At 42.1% G+C, this 18257-nt stretch carries 13 protein-coding genes and 2 pseudogenes; 8 read left to right on the top strand and 7 right to left on the bottom strand.

Annotated features, from left to right (window positions below):
* Positions 1 to 13: 13 nt before the first annotated feature.
* The 3 genes from purC to dapA all read right to left on the bottom strand — a co-directional run bounded on the left by purC (position 14) and on the right by dapA (position 2032).
* Positions 14 to 727: a phosphoribosylaminoimidazolesuccinocarboxamide synthase gene (purC, locus tag AAHK14_RS04940; RefSeq protein WP_065256783.1), complete on the bottom strand. Its 714-nt coding sequence runs from the start codon at positions 725 to 727 to the stop codon at positions 14 to 16.
* A gap of 82 nt (positions 728 to 809) precedes the next feature.
* Complete coding sequence (locus tag AAHK14_RS04935; protein ID WP_227514763.1) at positions 810 to 1106, bottom strand: hypothetical protein; 297 nt, start codon at positions 1104 to 1106, stop codon at positions 810 to 812.
* A gap of 23 nt (positions 1107 to 1129) precedes the next feature.
* Entirely contained in the window at positions 1130 to 2032 is a 903-nt protein-coding gene (dapA, locus tag AAHK14_RS04930; RefSeq protein ID WP_062501463.1) for a 4-hydroxy-tetrahydrodipicolinate synthase, read from the bottom strand.
* 315 nt (positions 2033 to 2347) lie between these two features.
* On the opposite strand from dapA, the pseudogene AAHK14_RS04925 reads away from it, so the two are divergent.
* Positions 2348 to 2542 (top strand): annotated as a pseudogene (locus AAHK14_RS04925) (transposase); the annotation flags it as partial.
* Between the two features lie 3 nt (positions 2543 to 2545).
* Positions 2546 to 2824: pseudogene (locus tag AAHK14_RS04920) on the top strand (hypothetical protein); the annotation flags it as partial.
* A 622-nt stretch (positions 2825 to 3446) separates the two neighbouring features.
* Here the strand turns inward: AAHK14_RS04920 and AAHK14_RS04915 are convergent.
* Positions 3447 to 5636: a transferrin-binding protein-like solute binding protein gene (locus AAHK14_RS04915; RefSeq protein WP_065256785.1), complete on the bottom strand. Its 2190-nt coding sequence runs from the start codon at positions 5634 to 5636 to the stop codon at positions 3447 to 3449.
* 262 nt (positions 5637 to 5898) lie between these two features.
* Positions 5899 to 7395: a surface lipoprotein assembly modifier gene (locus AAHK14_RS04910; protein ID WP_065256786.1), complete on the bottom strand. Its 1497-nt coding sequence runs from the start codon at positions 7393 to 7395 to the stop codon at positions 5899 to 5901.
* A gap of 589 nt (positions 7396 to 7984) precedes the next feature.
* Here AAHK14_RS04910 and AAHK14_RS04905 point away from each other — a divergent pair.
* On the top strand, positions 7985 to 8302 hold the full coding sequence (locus AAHK14_RS04905) for a PepSY domain-containing protein (RefSeq protein ID WP_065256787.1): 318 nt from the start codon (positions 7985 to 7987) through the stop codon (positions 8300 to 8302).
* A 166-nt stretch (positions 8303 to 8468) separates the two neighbouring features.
* On the opposite strand, the gene AAHK14_RS04900 is transcribed toward AAHK14_RS04905, so the two are convergent.
* On the bottom strand, positions 8469 to 11690 hold the full coding sequence (locus tag AAHK14_RS04900; protein ID WP_194092612.1) for a lactoferrin/transferrin family TonB-dependent receptor: 3222 nt from the start codon (positions 11688 to 11690) through the stop codon (positions 8469 to 8471).
* Between the two features lie 726 nt (positions 11691 to 12416).
* On the opposite strand from AAHK14_RS04900, the gene AAHK14_RS04895 reads away from it, so the two are divergent.
* From AAHK14_RS04895 to AAHK14_RS04880, 4 genes are all read left to right on the top strand, one after another.
* Positions 12417 to 12788, top strand: a complete 372-nt coding sequence (locus AAHK14_RS04895; RefSeq protein WP_065273991.1) for a hypothetical protein — start codon at positions 12417 to 12419, stop codon at positions 12786 to 12788.
* Between the two features lie 121 nt (positions 12789 to 12909).
* Positions 12910 to 13932 carry an energy transducer TonB gene (locus AAHK14_RS04890; RefSeq protein WP_194092613.1) on the top strand — a complete coding sequence of 341 codons (1023 nt, stop codon included), beginning with the start codon at positions 12910 to 12912 and terminating at the stop codon, positions 13930 to 13932.
* Between the two features lie 105 nt (positions 13933 to 14037).
* Positions 14038 to 14586 carry a MotA/TolQ/ExbB proton channel family protein gene (locus AAHK14_RS04885; RefSeq protein WP_194092614.1) on the top strand — a complete coding sequence of 183 codons (549 nt, stop codon included), beginning with the start codon at positions 14038 to 14040 and terminating at the stop codon, positions 14584 to 14586.
* Positions 14587 to 14597: 11 nt separating this feature from the next.
* Complete coding sequence (locus tag AAHK14_RS04880) at positions 14598 to 14999, top strand: biopolymer transporter ExbD (RefSeq protein ID WP_062499354.1); 402 nt, start codon at positions 14598 to 14600, stop codon at positions 14997 to 14999.
* 227 nt (positions 15000 to 15226) lie between these two features.
* Here the strand turns inward: AAHK14_RS04880 and AAHK14_RS04875 are convergent, their stop codons facing one another.
* The gene (locus tag AAHK14_RS04875; RefSeq protein ID WP_194092615.1) at positions 15227 to 15430 is read right to left on the bottom strand and encodes a hypothetical protein; all 204 of its coding nucleotides are present in this window, start codon (positions 15428 to 15430) and stop codon (positions 15227 to 15229) included.
* On the opposite strand from AAHK14_RS04875, the gene AAHK14_RS04870 reads away from it, so the two are divergent.
* Entirely contained in the window at positions 15429 to 18053 is a 2625-nt protein-coding gene (locus AAHK14_RS04870; protein WP_194092616.1) for a transferrin-binding protein-like solute binding protein, read from the top strand. The genes AAHK14_RS04875 and AAHK14_RS04870 overlap by 2 nt on opposite strands.
* Positions 18054 to 18257 lie beyond the last annotated feature (204 nt).

Genomic DNA, 18257 nt, shown 5'->3' with positions numbered 1-18257 from the left:
CTTCTTAGCCAAGTTAGTCAAGCGGTACGCCAATACGTCTTGCCACTTCTTCATAGCCTTCAACCACATTGCCTAGACCTTGACGGAAACGGTCTTTGTCGAGCTTTTTCTTGGTTTCTTTGTCCCACAGGCGACAGCCATCAGGCGAGAACTCATCGCCTAACACCACACGCCCATGAAACAGTCCAAATTCTAATTTAAAATCCACCAGCATAAGACCCGCTTCATCAAAAATCTGACTTAGCACGTCATTGACCTTGTGAGTCAGCACACTCATCTGCTCCAACTCGTCTGCGGTGGCATAACCCAAGGCAATGGCGGTACTTGGGGCAAGCATGGGGTCGCCCAATTTGTCATCTTTATAAAACAGCTCAAAGGTCGGTGGCATAAGTGGCAAGCCCTCAGCAAGCCCCAAACGCTTGGCAATACCGCCAGCGGCATAGTTACGCACCACGCATTCTACGGGTATCATTTTTAGGCGTTTGACCAGCACCTCATCATCAGACAGCTCACGCTCAAAATGGGTCTCAATGCCAGCGTCTGCCAATTTGCTCATGATAAAGCTGTTAAAGCGGTTATTGACTCTGCCTTTGCGGTCAAGTTGGGCGATTTTTTCGCCATTAAAGGCGGACGCATCGTTGCGAAAATGCAAAATCAGATAATCAGGGTTGTCCGTTTCATAGACAGATTTGGCTTTGCCAGCATAAAGTAGGGCTTGCTTTTGCATGGGTTTCTCCGTGTTTGGTGGCGGTTTGCACGATAAATTTACACAATAAAAAGGCACGAACAGCAACGCTCGTGCCAAACAATCATCTTACCTGTGGTGGTCTGGGTAATTGGTACTGCTTGCCTGACTCATTGGTCGACGGGGTGATCTCGCCTGCCACTTCTGGCACATCATACAGAGGGATAAATGGAGCGGATGCTTGGTTGGCAGGTAGGCGGATGGGGTGTAGCTTGGTGGCGTGAACATAGTCCAAACTGCCGTTATCACGCTTGCCCAGTACGCCTTTGACACTTTGGCACCCCGTCAGTAGCACCACGCTCATCATGACAAGGGCGGTTAGTTTTAGTGTTGGTTTTAGTGTTGTTTTTAGCATGGTCATGTTATTCTCACTTATTCTTGCTGTTAAATCAAATTGGCTTTTTGCAATGCTTGGTCGATGATGGACTGATTGCCTGCTGACAGCCACACCAAAGGCAAGCGAATGCCCGTGTCAATCATGCCCATCTTGTGCAGGGCGTATTTGGCAGGTTGGGGACTAGATTCACAAAACAGCTCTTTGTGCAAATGCTCAATACCTTGGTTGATGACACTTGCTTCATCAAACTTACCCGCCAAAGCTAAGCTAAAAATCTCGCTCATCGCTTTGGGGGCGACATTGGATGTTACTGAGATATTACCCTTTGCTCCAAATTTCATGAGTTCTAGGGCGGTTGGGTCATCGCCCGACAAGACCACAAGACGCTCGCCCACACGCTCGATAAGTGCCTTGCCACGCACCAAATCGCCCGTGGCGTCTTTGATGGCGACAATATTGGAAATATCGGCAAGGCGTGCCACGGTGTCCTCATTCATGTCCACGACCGTGCGACCAGGGACGTTATAGAGAATCTGGGGGATATCCACCGCTTCGGCAATGGTCTTATAATGTTGATACAGCCCTTCTTGGGTGGGCTTATTATAATATGGCACGACAAGCAGGACAAAATCCGCCCCAACTGCCTTGGCGTGGGCGGTCAGCTCAATGGCTTCGGCGGTGTTGTTCGCCCCTGTTCCTGCAATCACAGGAATGCGACCTGCCACTTGTTTGACAAAAAATTCAATGACATCGCCGTGTTCTTTCATAGAAAGCGTGGCGGACTCGCCTGTTGTTCCCACCGCCACCAAAGCGTGCGTGCCAGACTCAATCTGCCACTCAATCAGGCGAGCCAACGCATCATAATCCACCGCACCGTCTGCCGTCATGGGCGTTACCAGTGCTGTCATCGAGCCTTGTAGTCTTGCCTTCATCTCATCATAAGTTGTCATAAAGCACCTGATTTTGTCATTTTGTATCAAATGGCTTAGTTTAACATTTTACTGAGCGTTTTAAAATAATTTAAATTAAAATTATTGCATTTATTAGGGCGTGCCTGCCCTTTATAACATTATTTACAATATAGAAATATTTTAGAAATAAATCAATCGTTTTTGCATGAAAAATGGCTAAATCTTGTTTTTCGTAATTTTCATTGCAAATACAAAAGGCAGGCACGCCCTAGAGCATCCCGACAATTATTTACAAAACAAATAACGATTTTGGCACAATGAAAGCTCTAACCCAGTCAAAGTATCAAAATCGCTATGGCTCGCACCTTACTCACAGATGAACAATGGTACAAGTTAAAAACCATTTTACTACAATTAGGCATCTATAACAAGCACAGTTTAAGAAACACCGCAGAAGGCATCTTGTATCGCATTCGTGCAGGCATTTCGTGGGAAGATTTGCCTTGTGAGCTTGGCAACTATTATAGCATTCATCGTGATTTTTTTAGGTGGTCAAATCAGGCAGGTTAGTGCAGTTATTTAAAAAACCAAAGCAGCAGTAAAAAACTCACCAGAGTAAAAAATGTCATGGTTGATGGCGGTTATCGTGACGAGACGTTTACTCATTGTATCAAAAGCATTTTAGGTGAAACAGTCACAACCGAAGTGGCTAAACGTGATGAATTACACAAGTTTAAAGTCATTTTAAGGAAAAACTGCAAGCGATACTTAAATACAAGCTTGCAGTTTGTGAATTTAGCTTTTATTGCGTTGTTGTTGAAAAGATTGTGAATGGGTTAGCGATGGCTTAGGAGTCATTTGTCAAAGTTTGAGACAATCGAAGAAGGTTTGAGATGTTATTTTGGGGTTTGGTGAGTATAAATAAAACTTAACTTAATTTTATGAATATATCATAAAAATTAATAGGGCGTGCCTGCCCTTTATAACACTATTTACAATATAGAAATATTTTAGAAATAAACTAATCGTTTTTGGATGAAAAATGGCTAAATCTTGTTTTTCGTGATTTTCATTGCAAATACAAAAGGCAGGCATACCCTAAAGCGTGTTGAAATTTTGTATTTACCATAAAAATGTCCATATAAACAGCAGAGGGTATATGCTTTTTAAGCAGAATAGCGGTAACCATAAGCCTTTGCAGGCAAGTGTCTGATGTGAAAATAATCTGACCATTTGCTCTAAAATGGTGCATCATAACCAAAACCAGTAACACCACCTAAGTAAAATGCCACCAAATGACAAACAGTAACTAAGCAATAATAATGGCAGATAATGAAAACTCATCATCTGCCATCGTTGCTATCAATCATTGGCATGGCTTGGGCTTATCATCTTAATCATTTATATTTGATTAAGCATCAATCCCATCAGCCGAACAAACATTGTGTTTAAATTACTGCTTAACTTCTTGTTGTTTTTTTGTGCCAAAGACCACAGAGACTTTGCCATCATCACCGCTGTTTTTGTGTGCAAATGACCCACCCATCTCGGTTGCATTTGGACCATAAAAGCCCCCAGTAACCTCGGCATCTTTGATGACGATGGATTTACCTGTACTGCTAGAATCTATCTTGTAGCCTCCTGCGTTCGCTTCGGCGGTGCTGGCTGTGCCTGTCCAGCCATTGCCTGCGATTTGACCTGTGATGTTAAATACAGGGTCTTGGCGGCCTTGGGTGGTCAGTTTGCCTTTAACCGTTTTTTTCCCAAAGTCAATGTCAAAATCAGCAACATCTTGGGCCTCATTAAAGCTTTTTCCTGTGCCCGTTCCTGTGTCCTTTCCTGTGATGTATCCTACCCAGTTCCCCAAATATTTGGCTGTGCCTTCGGTTGGTACGGCTTTATCGCCTGTGGTAGCGGTGCGTTCGCCTTGCAAAAAGACACTGTTGCTTGTGCCGACACTGAGCTCACCAAATTTTAGGTATTCAAAGTTTCTGCCATAGCCATAGGTTTTGACACTAACTTTATCATTCACCATCAAAGTCTCGCCCGCTTTGTTTGTGGTAGACTTTGGTTTGTCTTTGGTGAATTCATTTTTGGTGGCATCGGTAGATACCAAATCAATGACGGTAGAACCCAAGACCAACTTTTTGGCATTGCCAAAGTTATCCAGTTGTTTTTTGGTAAATGGGGTGAATGTGGTTGCGTTATTTGTATTAAATGTCCCAAGTGCATAAGCATCTAAGATGGCTTCGGTTTTTTCTACTTTACCCTCTTGTTTAGCACCAAAGACACCAAAGAGTTTGTTGTCATCGGTTAAGAATTTACCTGCCAACTCCTCACCTTTTGGTCCATAAAAACCACCTTCTAGCTTGTTTGTAGCATCGCTGGTAAAGGGGTGTTTGGTTTTGCTTTCTTCTTTTTTATCATGTGCGATGGCACTGCCACGGAAGCGGTTGCCGTGGATACTGGCATTGATGTCATAGCGTTTGGTTTTGGTTACTGCTTGTTTATGGCTGTCTTGTAGGTTACTAAACAGCCCACCTGTTAGGCTCTTTTTACTAAAATCTACCGTAAATTCACTGCTATGACCATATTCACCGCTATGACCATCAGGGGCAGAGCCTTCTTGGGTTAATAAGCGGTTGTATTCATCTTTTGAAGATGCCCCATACCACCAGCCTGCTTGATAGGTTTCTTTCACTTCGCTAAATCGGTTTCTTTTATTTTTGGCAACATCGGTCATAAAGTCCCAATGTCCTTTATATTTGACTGTATCTTGTGTGGGCAACTCTTTGGCGGTCGTTGTGCCATTATAAAACACACCACCCACAGGACCTGAATTCCAAAGTCTTGGTTCATCTGTTTTTCTGACGGTTAGATAATTGGCATCATTCACCAAGTAGTAACCATAATCAACATATTTTAAATCTCGTGTGGTTGCTTTGGTTGTTTTGTCATTTGAATGAAAAATTTTGTTTTCCAGTGATGTTATTACTTGCTGAAAATCAGGGCTTTTACGCACATTTTCTTTGATTTGTTTGGCAAGCTCTGCATCGGAGATTTGTTTATTTTGTTCTTTAATTCTTTTTCCAATGGCATTTTTATCCGCTTCATTCATTTTTGCCATATAGCCATCAAGCAATTTATTTTCTACATCTAACGAAAATGGCAATGGCGATTTTTCACCTTTTGCAACTTGTTTTTTACCGTCTAAGGTAATGATATCTTTTTCATCTAATGGCGTGTCTTGTTGGTCGTATAGATTAATTTTACTCAAAGCCATGCCAAAACCCATGGCAGGTTCTTGAATGGATGAAACTTGTTCTTTGTTATTGGGCGTTGTTGGCACATCTTGATATTTTGGTTCTGGTGTGTTGGCACTGCCTGTACCAGAGTTTGCATTACCTGAATTACCTGCACTGCCTGTACCAGAGTTTGCACCGCCAGTACCGCCTGTATTGCCTGCATTATCAGTACTGCCAGTACCGCCTGTATTTCCTGTACCGCCAGCATTACCTGCATTGCCTGCATTTGGAATGGGCGTAGGGGCAGGTGGATTTGAACCACCACTGCTACCACCACAAGCGGTTAATAAGACGGCAGAGATTGCCACACACAGTGTGGTTAAAGGAATGTGTTTCATAAAATAATCCTCTGATGGGTTGATGGTATTATCTAAACAAGTCTGTTAATGCCTATTTTGGCATGCTGACAATGTGCATTTGGCGTATTTGTTTGGGCATTTATGATAAATGCGTTTGTGATGGACAAAATACGGTAAATTTACATTGATAAATAATAACATAAACAATAACAATTATCTATTATATTTTTGATTTTTTTCTTGATATTGTCTATGATGGTACATTTTTTTACAAAAACAAAAGCAGGGCGTGCTTATCCCATCAAAAAATGCGACTAAACTCAACAAACATTTGATTTTTATGGTAATTTGCCTTAATGTCATTGCTTTTATTGATGTTTGTGCTGATGGTCAGTCGTGGCGTGATGCCCCATTTGTGAATGTCTCTGTGCCAAAATGATAAAGACGCTTGCATCTGTTTATCATGGCGAATTTGTCCACCACTGGTTAAGTTTGCCCCTTGGTAATGGCGTTTGTTGATGCTGATTTGGGCACGGCTTGAAAGACCGCCCGCCCATTCTTGCCCCCACGCTGTGCGTATGCCACGACGCTCATAGCTGTCAGATGGGTCTTGTGGCACTTTTTCATCATAAAAGTCTGCCCCCAAAAGATAATAGCGTGTGGCATTTGGGTAATAAATCAATGATGTGCTGTATAAAGTGTTATTACTGTCAGCCCTAGGCGTCCGATGGTTGGTTAGGCGTGATATGTCTATGGCGTTTAGGCTTTGAAATTTTGGGTTGATTCTATAATCAACTGACATGCGTATGCCCATGGTGTCGGTATAACGCTCATGCCCATAAAATCTTTTTTCACCATAGGCCTCAATGCCAAGGTCTTTTTTGGCATCAGCAAAGCCCAAATTTGCCCCCAGTCTGCCCCAATGGTCGTTGTATTTTTTGTGATTTTGATGATGTTTGCCATGGATTTGGGCGTTCGCTCCCACATATGCCCCTTTGGGCAAAGACCACTTTTTATCCGCCCCCAATTGATAGCTTAGGGTGATGGCATCAATGGGTTTGTTAAAAGTCCATTGACCTTGCGTGGTGTTTTTGGGCACCTGATTGATGTTGTCTTCTTTGGCCAGATTCATGCCTGCTTGCCATGTCCATGAATCTCGTTGTTTTAACGCTTGTCTGTACTGCCCAACAACCTGCCGTACATTATCTGGCAAGTTATCAGCATGTAATTTATTAAATTGGTCAAGGGCGGCTTCGTTTTGTTTGTCCATAAATAACGCCCTTGCCAGATGAAAACGCACCACATTATATTCAGGCATGATGGCGATGATGCGACGTAGCTCATCAATGGCTACTTTGGCGTTGCCTTTGTCCAAGGCAACCAGTGCATTGGCATACCCAAGCAAGATGCCATTTTGATGGTCTTTGGGCAGTTTTTGATAAATGGGCAATAATGCGCGAACCCCTGCCATATGATTGGTCATGACAGCAGAATTTAGGGCGTGATTGAGCAAATCGGGGTTATCAAGCAGTAACGCTTCATCGGCGATGAGCGTATCTTCGTCAGGATTTGATGCTTGTGCCAGTGTTGGTTCTGTTGTTGGTGTTAATGCACCATGGGGCAATAGTTCAGGCTGAGCATGGTTAATGATGGGTTCAAGGGCGGTTGGCTCTTGATTGTCGGTGCGACCATCATCGGCATGGCTGATATGAGCGATTAGAAAAGTCAAGCCAGCCATAAAAATTTTTATGGGTGTTTTGGTGGGGGTGAATGTGGTATAAACAGGCGTGATTGTCATGACAGTTCCTATCAAAAAAGCGAGCATATTTTACCATTTTTTATGGTATTTAAAAATAAAAATGTGAATAATTATTAATTAATTTATCAAAATTGTTAGTTTCATTGTCATCTTATTTACACAAACTGACGATAAATAAGATGCCATTGATGGTTTTTATTCATTATTTGATACAGTATAACGCTTTATTCATATTATCATTAGCCATAAGGTTACAAATTAGCCATCAGTTTACAATTGATAATAATGACCGACAATTATTTTACAAATCATCTATGAAATACCACAGACATTTGGGGAAATATGCGTAAAATATGAAGCCTGTTTACCGTCTATGATTGATATAATTTGTGATTGTTTGATTGATAAAATTTATACTAACATCAAACAAACATTACGACTAAAAAATAGGTCAATAAAATGATGATCATAATAGACCATCATAGAACAAACAGCATATTGCGTCATTTGCCATTGGGCAAAAGGCATTTAACCCACTTGTGATTGATGGTTATCACGACACAGTTATTTATAACGATTGTTTATAACGATAAACATGAATTACAATGATAATAATTAGGAAACTACTATGAAAAATTTAACCAATAAACTGTTGGCTGGTGTGCTAAGTGTTGCTGTTTTGTTGCCTGCCGTTGGTATCTCTACCACCGCAGTTGCTAACGACCGTATTAAAGCACAAGCTTATGGCGACAGCAATTTTAACCAAAATCGTCAAAAAGCCATGCAAATGCTTGTTGCTCGTGGCTATCAAGTTGCTGATATAGAAGTTGATGATTATTTGGGCAAGCCTGTTTTTGAAGTAGAAGCCTACAAAGACGGTGCTGAGTATGACATCGTTCTTGAATACCCATCACTTAACATCCTAAAAGAGCAACGTGATTACTGATAAATTAATTGCTAATAAATTAATGACTAATCTGAGTGATGACCGCTAAGAGCATCACTTAGCGATGATAAAATAAAGCCCTCATGGTAGATGGGGGCTTTATTCATTGGTTGATTGGGATTTGGCATGCCACAATCACATCCAAACCACTGATTAAAAGTGCAGGTTAAAACTTCATTTCAAGTGCCAATTGGTAATTGCGTCCAGGAGCGGCATAGCGACCATAATGCTTATCTTGGCTCAGTCCTGTATGCTGATTGACCGCCCCTTCTGCTGTTTGGCGTAAAGATTCCCAGGTGGTGTAATAGGTATCAAATACATTATACACGCCAGCACGCAAGGTAAAGTTATCTTTTATGTTTACATAACCTGACAAATCAAGTGTTTGCCACGGCGTGGATTTTGCTTTGGTGGCTTGTTTTGTTTGAATGTTGCCATTACCTAAGTTCTTATCTGCCAAAAGCTCGCTTGGATTTTTGGCATCAGAATGGGTAAACATGGCGTTTGCTCCCCATTTTTGGCTTGGGGCATCATAGCCGATTCCCACCACATAACGAGATGGCTGAATGGCATCAAACAACATGTTTGTTCCTGCCAAAGTTGGGTTTAAGGTTTTGCCTTTAACATCAACTTTGTTATAAGCCAGTGTTGAGTATAATCCATAGGGAATGCGACTATTGACAGCGTTTAGGTCAATTCTGCCAAGAATGTTAATGCCTGTCAAATCAGCATCTTGTCCATTATGAAAGCCCAAATCACCTTTACCACGCTGTTTGCCTGCATCAGCACCTTTGGTTAGGGTTCTAATCTCTTCACTTTTACCAACAATCAAATCGGTATAGCGATTTTTAAAATAACTGACTTCAAGACTGCCTAAGCGGTTATGTAAAGTCGCTCCGATTTCTTGGTTCAAGGATTTTTCAGGTTTTAGCTTGGTTTGATGGACAGTCTGCTGACAAATGTACCAAAGACCCTTACAGCCATGTTGCGTGCCTTTACCGATGGTTACGCCAAAGCGTTCGCCATACATTTCAGAAAAACTTGGCATGCGAAAGCCTTGCGAGCTTCTATAAGCGATGTCTAGCCAGTTGGTGGGCTTGACCACCACGCCAAAATTCCAAGACAGCTGGTTGCTGGCACTGTTGTCCACCAAAGGCACATCAGATTTGTGTTTGATTCTGTCATAGCGAGCACCCAACCCCAAATCAACATATTTATTGATGGTCATGTTGTCTCTTAAAGCGATGAAATAATTATTACCGCTGATGTGGCGAGTGGTTGAGCAATCAGCATAGCTGTTGGTCTCGCTATATTTGCAGTTATCATCTTTGACAACAGTCGCTTGATTTGGCTTATAGATATTATCCGTGCCTTTTTTGGCGTTTTTTTGGCTGTTTTCATTAGTCCAATCCGCCCATCCTTTGCGTAGCCCTGCATAAGCTTGAAAGCCCAGTCTGTCTATCTTGTCGTATGTTTCTTGCCCCAAACTTTGTTTGATTTTCTCAAAGGGTTTTAGGGTGTTTTTGGGGTGTTGTTTATCATATTTGTCAATGATGGCTTGATAATCAATCTTATCGGTATTTTTTTGGTTGTATTTCTCTATGCCTTGCTTGATGGCAAAATTTTGATAAGTGTTGTTTTTGGCGTTACAAGCCTGTGGATGGTCATGACCATAACCATAAGCATCAAGGCAAATGGGTTTGTTGTTTGAACCTAAAATGGGCTTAAACTTATCTGGCAAAGGGTTACTTGGTGGGGTGTAATCAAGCTTTTGATAAGATTGATGGGTTGCCAAACGATAATCTTCACGGCTAAGGCTTGAATTGAATTTATCATAGCCAACTTGCAGATTGATGTGATGATGCGTACTGCCCAACGCCATTTTTTTGTTAAAGACGGCTTTGATTAAATTGTGCTGTTCTTTGTAGGCATTGTTATCCACCTCTTTTACCGAAAAAGGTTTATTGACATCAGGCGTACAATTTTTGTCAATGTGCGGATAGGTTGAACAGTGCGTGTTGGTCAGCTGGCTACGTAGCGTAATGTCTTGCTTGTCATAAGACACACGCACATCATCAAACCATTTATTTTCACCTTTGCTGTCATAAACATATTCAAGCCCTAGGCGGTCTTTTTGGTGTTTTTCGTCATAAAATACGCCATGAGCATAGTTGATGCCATAACCTGAATTTGCCCCAATGGCATCACGAATGCGTTCACCAAGGTTATTGCCTTGATAATAGCCATTGGCTTCGCCATGGTTGATGAGCTTTGATTTTTCAATGTCATGAACCGTCAGATAAGCAGGCACGGTTTTATCTTGCATGGCATAGTTTTGTTTGGTGGTTTCATACACACCACCGACATAGTGCTTATCGTTTAGCTGATAACCTGGGCGAAGCAGTAAGGATTTGCTGTCTTGGGTGAGTGGGTTTGGGATAAGGCGGTTGGGGCCTGTATAATCTTTGACATTTACCTTATCACGCACATTGGTTGGCGTGGCTTGAAGTTTGGTTTGACCGCCAGAGGCACACGCTTCATAATTACCATTGGCACATTCATTTGCCATTAAAAATGTGCGGTTATTTGGGTCAGTGGTTGCCACCGCCCTATCAAAACTTTGGCTGCCCTGATAGGCATCATCATGTGCCTTGTATTCTTGACCACGGCGGTCGGTGTAGATGACAAGACCGCTAAAAGAACCTGCCTTGCCTGCTGCTGCCACAGAATTAACCCATGCGTTATTTTTACTGGCATAGGCGGTTTTGGTCTGCACGCCCCAATCTTTACCATCTTTGATGATGTCATCGGCGGTTTTGGTAACAAATGCCACAGAGCCAGATAATGCCCCAGAGCCGTATTCACTTGAATTTGCACCTTTGCTAATCTCAATGGAGCGGACGTTTTCGTATTCTATTTCGTTGATTGCCCCACCTGCGGCATAATTTCTGCCTGACACAGGACCTTGTAGGGCATAGTGCTGGGCTTGATTGATGCCATCAACCAATACCGCCACACGATTTTTATCCATACCACGAATAGAATAGCCCGAGCTTGCCCCGCGACCTTGCTCAACCACAGCAATGCCAGGGTCATAGCGTGTTAAGTCTCGAATGTTTAGTACTTGTTCTTTATTGATGGTCTCAGCAGTTTTGACCACCTTGCCAAGTCCTGTAACCTCGTTGGCTTTACGAGCGTTTTTCTTCGCTGTTACGACAGTTTCATCCAAGACAACAACAAGGTTTGTCTTATCTGTTGCTTCCGCCTTATCGGCCGTTGTGTTTGCCAGTGCCACCTGCGTGATGTTAAGCAGACCCAAAGACAAGGCACTAAGTTTTAATACTTGTTTGGATTTTTTGGATTTGTTGTTTTGTTTTGATTGATTCATCAATGACCACCTGTTGGCTTTTGCGCTTTGACACACCGATACACCCCAATCAATCACAAGGCAGGCATCAAATTGAAGATGCCAAAAATGTGTATGAAGTGTATCGTCTTTGAAAACTTATTTTTTACCAAAACAACCATTTTACCAAAATAACCATTTGCTTGCTAAAACCACCCAACCAGAGTGATTGATTTTTGTGATTAATTTTTGATTTTGGTTATTTTGGTTTAAAGTTTGTAAAAATAAGTAAAATTATAATACAAAGCATCATACAAATGCAAGTGATAAACAAGGAATAATACAAACCATTAACATCAACTCTATATGAGATAATACAAATGTTTTTATTAACAAAATAGGGCATGCCTGCCTTTTGTATTTGCAATGAAAATCACGAAAAATCGCACGCTTTTCAAGGAAAAAGCTCGTTTGATAGTCGTTCTATCAAACGAGCTTTTGACTTCGAGTCACAAGATTTAGCCATTTTTCATGCAAAAACGATTAGTTTATCTCTAAAATATTTCTATATTGCAAATAGTGTTATAAAGGGCAGGCACGCCCTAGTACAGATTACCAACCTTGATAACCGCATCCTTATCGTCCGTCATGGAAAGTAGGTACACCCCACAAACCCCAAATATGCTACAATACCCTAACATCCGTTAAATAGGGATTCTAAATACCATGACCTACTCGTAACCCCACTCTCAACTAAACCCAAGCCCCTTGAAACAAAAACGACATAGCCCAATCCTAAGTTTCACCACAAAACAATCAGAGCAAGCCATGTCGTATGATGATTTTATCATTGTTGCCTATCTTTTGGTAGAGACTTTGTATCAAAATATTGTAACCAAACCTTTAAGAGGCAAAGGTTTTACTCATGCTTTATCTGATGCAAAAATCATTACCATGGAGCTTGTTGGAGAGTGCTTAGGTCTTTATACAGACAAAGGCATTTGGGCTTATTTTACCAATCATTACACTCACTATCTCCCTAAATTAGGCTCCTACCTAAACTTTGCCAAACACTGTGCTAACTTGGTTTGGATTAAGGATAAGATGATGAGCGTGCTTGGTGCTTTTTTGGTGAAATAAATTTTACCAAAATGTTGCAATTTATAATCAAATTATTTATAATATAACAAATGATAATCGTTAATATTTTTAATTTTCTATAAATAGATGTGCTACATTTAGTTGTTTATGGGTGTTTTAAGTGGATAATTCCAAAAAAATCAAAGTGTTGGCTATCTCTATCGCAGCTGTCTTGCATGGATTGGTAGGTTTTGGATTGGCGAATATGACCATAAAACCAATAACACCACCACCTGTAACACCGCCCTTAGAGATTGAATTCATCAAAGAACCAGTGCCTGAACCCATCGCACTTAATGACCTTGAATCGCCCGAACCACCAGGCGAACCTGTTGTTACGCCAGAGCCTGTTGTAGAGCCAGAGGTTGCTACCCCTGAGGTTGTTGAACCGCCACCCGAGCCTGAACCAATTCCTGAACCTGAGCCATTGCCCGAGCCTGAACCGATTCCTGAACCCGAACCTGAGCCATTGCCCGAGCCTGAACCTGAGCCCGAGATTGATGTAGAAGCCATCTTAGAACAACAAAGACTTCAAGAGGCTTGGGTTGCCCAGCAAAAACAATTGGCCAAAATTCAAGAACAAGAGCGACTTGAACAAGAACGCCTTGAAAATGAACGCAGAGAACAAGAGCGACTTGAACAAGAACGCCTTGAAAATGAACGCTTAGAAAACGCAAGACGTGAGCAGGAGCGACTTGACAACGAACACAGAGCCAGAGAACAAGCACAAAAAGAAGCCCAAGCGGCTGCTGCAAGACAAGCGGCTGCCCAAGCGGCGGCTGATGCCGCCAAAAAAGCAGGCAATCATGGGGGCGGTCAGCCTGCCCAAAATCAGACCGTGGAAGGTGGCATTAATATCAGTAATGCCAGCTGGAAAACCAAGCCCAGAGTGAATAATTTTTGTTCAGCAAGAAGTGATATTGACACCACGCTTCAAGTGAGTTTCCGTGTTGATGCTGAGGGTAAAATCTCTAATGTCAATTTAAATGGCTCAACAGGCGATGCCAAATTAGACCGACAGATTATCCGTCAAATCGGTCGTGGTCGCCTGCATCCGTTTAGAGAGGGTAACATCACACGTGTTGGCACTGCAATTTATCCGATTACGTTAAAACTACCAAAAGATGAGTCATGTACCAACTAATTTTGTGGTTTTAACTGATTTTTAGCAATAATTCTTATGATAACTTAGTTGAGTTGCCCAGATATTTGGTCATTTGATTAGGTTTTGAAAATTTGAGGTGAATTTATGGATTTTGGATTTTATTGGTCGCATACCGATGCGGTGAGTAAGACACTGTTTTTTGTCTTATTGGCTTTATCAATGACATCTTGGGTTGTGGGCATCATGCGTGTGATTAACTCTCGGCGTCGCACAGCAAATATTGTTGATGAGCTAACCTCCCAAATCAATATCCAAAACTTGGATGATTTGCCATTTGACCAACGCAAGATGGCAACAGAGCAAAAACTGCTCCAACAAATCGCTCGTCATCGTTATGAACTTGAAAAAGGTCTGCCCGTTCTTGGCACAACAGCTTCCATCGCACCTTTTATTGGGCTGTTTGGTACAGTTTGGGGGATTTTTCATGCCCTTCATAGCATCGGTGCAACAGGTCAAGCAGGCTTGGCACAAGTGGCAGGGCCTGTGGGCGAGGCATTGATTATGACAGGTTTGGGTTTGGCGGTTGCAATACCTGCGGTGATCTTTTATAACATTGCCACACGCATCAACAAGCAAGCGACTCATCTGGCAACTGATACAGCCCATCAAATTCTGTCTAAGATTGTACGATAAAGGAGATTCTGATGGCTTTTGAGTTGGGTGATCATGACAATAACGGCATGAATGAGATGAACCTTATTCCGCTGATTGACATCATGTTGGTTTTGATGATTATTTTTTTGGTAACAGCAACGGTGCTAAATCCAAGTGTACCGCTTGATTTACCAAAAACTTCGGCATCGGTGAATGATGCACCGCCTGAGGTCTTACAAATTAGCATTGATGAGGCAGGGGGGATTTATTGGGACCGTGAAGCACTGAGCTTAGATGAGCTAAGTCAGCGTTTCACCGAGCAGGTTAATGCAGGCAAAAACCCTCAAATTAATTTGCGTGCTGATAAAGAGGGTAAATACGACACCGTCGCACAGGTTTTGGCTGAGGCATCAAAAGCAGGACTGGGCAAAATCGCTTTTGTCAGCGAATAGATGGATTTGATTTGGGGTGTGTTGAGCATTGGTTCAACACACCCTAATTATTGCTCATCATTCTACTTATCAACCATAAATTATCAACCATAAAGATTTATCTTACCAAAAAATCTTATTACACCATTGATATTGTCACAGAAAAATATCAGAAAATAACTTGCTAGATTGTAAATTTTTATGTTATTATATGATACTAATTATCATTAGTGCCAAGATATCCATTGCTAAACTTCATCCCCCATCTTAACAGTTACCAAACGGTGAGCGAATTGTCCGATTGACAGCAAGCTTAGCATAACAGCATCGGCTGATTGTGCTTTTTGCCTTGTTGTGTGTTTATGGGAGTTGATTGCACTTTTCTTCGTGGTGGATGCTTGGGCTGATTTAATAAAGCGGTCTTCATAACACACCAAACGAGACATCACCATGAGTACTGTCAAAGCCCCCACATTTTCTACCAAAAACACCCTTAGCCTTGCCATCGCCAGTATTTTTGCTGCCGCTCTGATGACAGGCTGCCATTCTGATGACATCAGTGCCAATGCACCCAATGTTACCCAACTGCCCCAAGGCACAGTTTTACCAACACCGAACACAGGTCATGACAATACCAATAATGCCAACAACGCCAACAATCAGGGCAACAACACGGATAACAACACCAGCACAACTGACCCAAATGGCGATAACAACCAACTGACACAATCACAAAAGACCGCCGCTGCCGCAGGGTTTTTTGTGATGGGTAAGATTCGTGATACCAGCCCAAAAAATGACCCAGATTATAGCAATGATTTGATACAGCAGTGGTTAGGCAAATTATATGTTGGTATTGATGCCCATCGCCCTGATGGCATCGGAAAAGGTAAAAACTTGCGTCAGCCCATCACCACCAATGACATCAAACCCTTGTATTTTAACAAATTCCCTGCATTGTCTGATTTGCACTTAGACAGTGAACGCCATCGTTTTGACCCCCAAAAGATAAACACCATTAAAGTGTATGGTTATGGCAACTTAACAACACCGTCCAACAACAACACTCACATCAATCATCAGCAAGCTGATAATGCCAAAGCCAAAAAGCCCGCCGATGCTTATGAAAATATCCGTTTTGGGTATCTTGAACTACAAGGCAGCAGCCTGACCCAAAAAAATGCCGATACTCAAAATGACCAAGACCGCATTCCCAAACCCATGCCCATTTTGTTTTATCATGGAGAAAATGCCAGCAGCCAGCTGCCCAGTGCTGGTAAATTTAACTACACAGGCAACTGGCTGTACCTAAGTGATGTCAAAAAACGCCCCGCCCTTTCAGCAGCAGATGAGCGAGTGGGGGTCTATCTCAATGCCAGTGGCAAGGCCAACGAGGGCGATGTCGTCAGTGCCGCCCACATTTATCTAAATGGCTTTCAATATAAGCACACGCCTGCCACTTATCAGGTGGATTTTGACACAAACTCATTAACAGGCAAGCTGTCTTATTATGATAATCCCAATCAGCAAAATAATAAAGGCGACTATATTAAAAGCCAATTTGACACTACCAAAAAAGTCAATGAAACCGATGTGTATCAAATTGATGCCAAAATCAAAGGCAACCGCTTTGTTGGTACAGCCAAATCTTTGGTTAACGAGAACACAAAAACCGCGCCTTTTATCAAAGAGCTGTTCTCTAATGCTGCCAACCCAAACAACCCAAACCCCAACTCAGATACGCTAGAAGGCGGATTTTATGGTAAGTCGGGCGATGAGCTGGCGGGTAAATTTTTATCCAATGACAACGCATCTTATGTGGTCTTTGGTGGCAAACGAGACAAAACGACCAAACCTGTCGCCACAAAAACGGTGTATTTTAGTGCAGGCTTTGAAAAACCCAACACCAGTTTTGTGGATAATGAAACAATTGGTGAAATTATTAACAGTCAAGGGTTAAATGATAAAATCAATGACCAAATTGAAGAAGGGATTGTCCCTGTCAGTAATAATGAAGAATATTATGAATATGCTTGGGGCAAGCCAGAGAAGCAGTTCACCAAAAAAGTCAGCAGCAGCACCCAAGCCGTGCCAGCTTATTTTGGGCAACATGATAAATTTTATTTTAATGGCAACTATTATGACCTATCAGCCAATCATGTTGATAAATTAGCCCCTGCCGATGCTGTCAAAGCCAACCAATCCATTAAAGAAAAATACCCTGATGCCAAACTAAATAAAGATAACCAAGTTACCACCATCGTGTTACAAGAAGCCAAAGGCGATAAGCCGTATACCGCCATTCGTGCCAAAAGCTATCAGCACATCAGTTTTGGCGAGACGCTGTATAACGATGCCAACCAAACCCCAACACGCAGTTATTTTGTGCAAGGCGGTAGGGCCGATACCAGCACCACGCTGCCCACGGCAGGTCAATTCACCTACAACGGTCTTTGGGCAGGCTATCTTACTCAAAAAAAGGACAAAGGTTATAGCAATAAAGAAGAAATTATCAAGGAAAAAGGTCATCAAGGTTATCTGTTAACCAAAGACTTTACCCCAGAAGAAGATGACGATGATTTGACCGCATCTGCTGGCCTCCAAGATGATGATGCAGACGCCGATGATGATGGTGCAGATAATGTGTATCAAAAAGGTGAGATTCGCCCCGAATTTGCCAACAAGCACTTGCCCATTAACGAGCCTACTTATGAAAAAACCTTCTCCTTAGATGGTAAAAATAAAGCTAAGTTTGATGTGGATTTTGACACCAACAGCCTGAAAGGCAATCTCAATGACAATAATGGCGACATTGTTTTTAACATCAAAGATGGCAAGATTGATGGCACAGCCTTTACCGCCAAAGCCGATGTGTCCGATTATCGCCATGAGATTGGCAATAACAACAGTGGCGGATTTTTATACAACATCAAAGACATTGATGTTAAGGGGCAATTTTTTGGCACAAATGGCGAAGAGTTGGCAGGGCAGTTACAGTATGACAAAGGCGATGGCATCAATGACACCGCCGAAAAAGCAGGGGCTGTCTTTGGGGCTGTCAAAGAGACCAAATAACGCCCCCCTCATCATCGTTTAGTCGCTTAGTCGTTTAGTCGCTTGACCAACAGTTGATGACGCCCTTGGCAATGCCTTAAAACAGCACTTTGAAATAAACAGCACTTTGAAATGGTGTCTTAAAACAGTGCCTTAAAACAATGCCTTGGGCGAATTCTTGGATAAATACGCCAGATTTTCCTTGGGCTAATATCTTGATAAAAC

The organism is Moraxella sp. K1664 (assembly GCF_039693965.1).
Lineage (GTDB): Bacteria > Pseudomonadota > Gammaproteobacteria > Pseudomonadales > Moraxellaceae > Moraxella.
This window is presented reverse-complemented; position numbering and strand designations above follow the sequence as displayed.

Excerpts from the sequence above, each read along its gene's own strand:
- purC (WP_065256783.1), bottom strand. The coding sequence starts at position 727 with ATGCAAAAGCAAGCCCTACTTTATGCTGGCAAAGCCAAATCTGTCTAT.
- AAHK14_RS04935 (WP_227514763.1), bottom strand. The coding sequence starts at position 1,106 with ATGACCATGCTAAAAACAACACTAAAACCAACACTAAAACTAACCGCC.
- dapA (WP_062501463.1), bottom strand. The coding sequence starts at position 2,032 with ATGACAACTTATGATGAGATGAAGGCAAGACTACAAGGCTCGATGACA.
- AAHK14_RS04915 (WP_065256785.1), bottom strand. The coding sequence starts at position 5,636 with ATGAAACACATTCCTTTAACCACACTGTGTGTGGCAATCTCTGCCGTC.
- AAHK14_RS04910 (WP_065256786.1), bottom strand. The coding sequence starts at position 7,395 with ATGACAATCACGCCTGTTTATACCACATTCACCCCCACCAAAACACCC.
- AAHK14_RS04905 (WP_065256787.1), top strand. The coding sequence starts at position 7,985 with ATGAAAAATTTAACCAATAAACTGTTGGCTGGTGTGCTAAGTGTTGCT.
- AAHK14_RS04900 (WP_194092612.1), bottom strand. The coding sequence starts at position 11,690 with ATGAATCAATCAAAACAAAACAACAAATCCAAAAAATCCAAACAAGTA.
- AAHK14_RS04885 (WP_194092614.1), top strand. The coding sequence starts at position 14,038 with ATGGATTTTGGATTTTATTGGTCGCATACCGATGCGGTGAGTAAGACA.
- AAHK14_RS04880 (WP_062499354.1), top strand. The coding sequence starts at position 14,598 with ATGGCTTTTGAGTTGGGTGATCATGACAATAACGGCATGAATGAGATG.
- AAHK14_RS04870 (WP_194092616.1), top strand. The coding sequence starts at position 15,429 with ATGAGTACTGTCAAAGCCCCCACATTTTCTACCAAAAACACCCTTAGC.
- AAHK14_RS04875 (WP_194092615.1), bottom strand. The coding sequence starts at position 15,430 with ATGGTGATGTCTCGTTTGGTGTGTTATGAAGACCGCTTTATTAAATCA.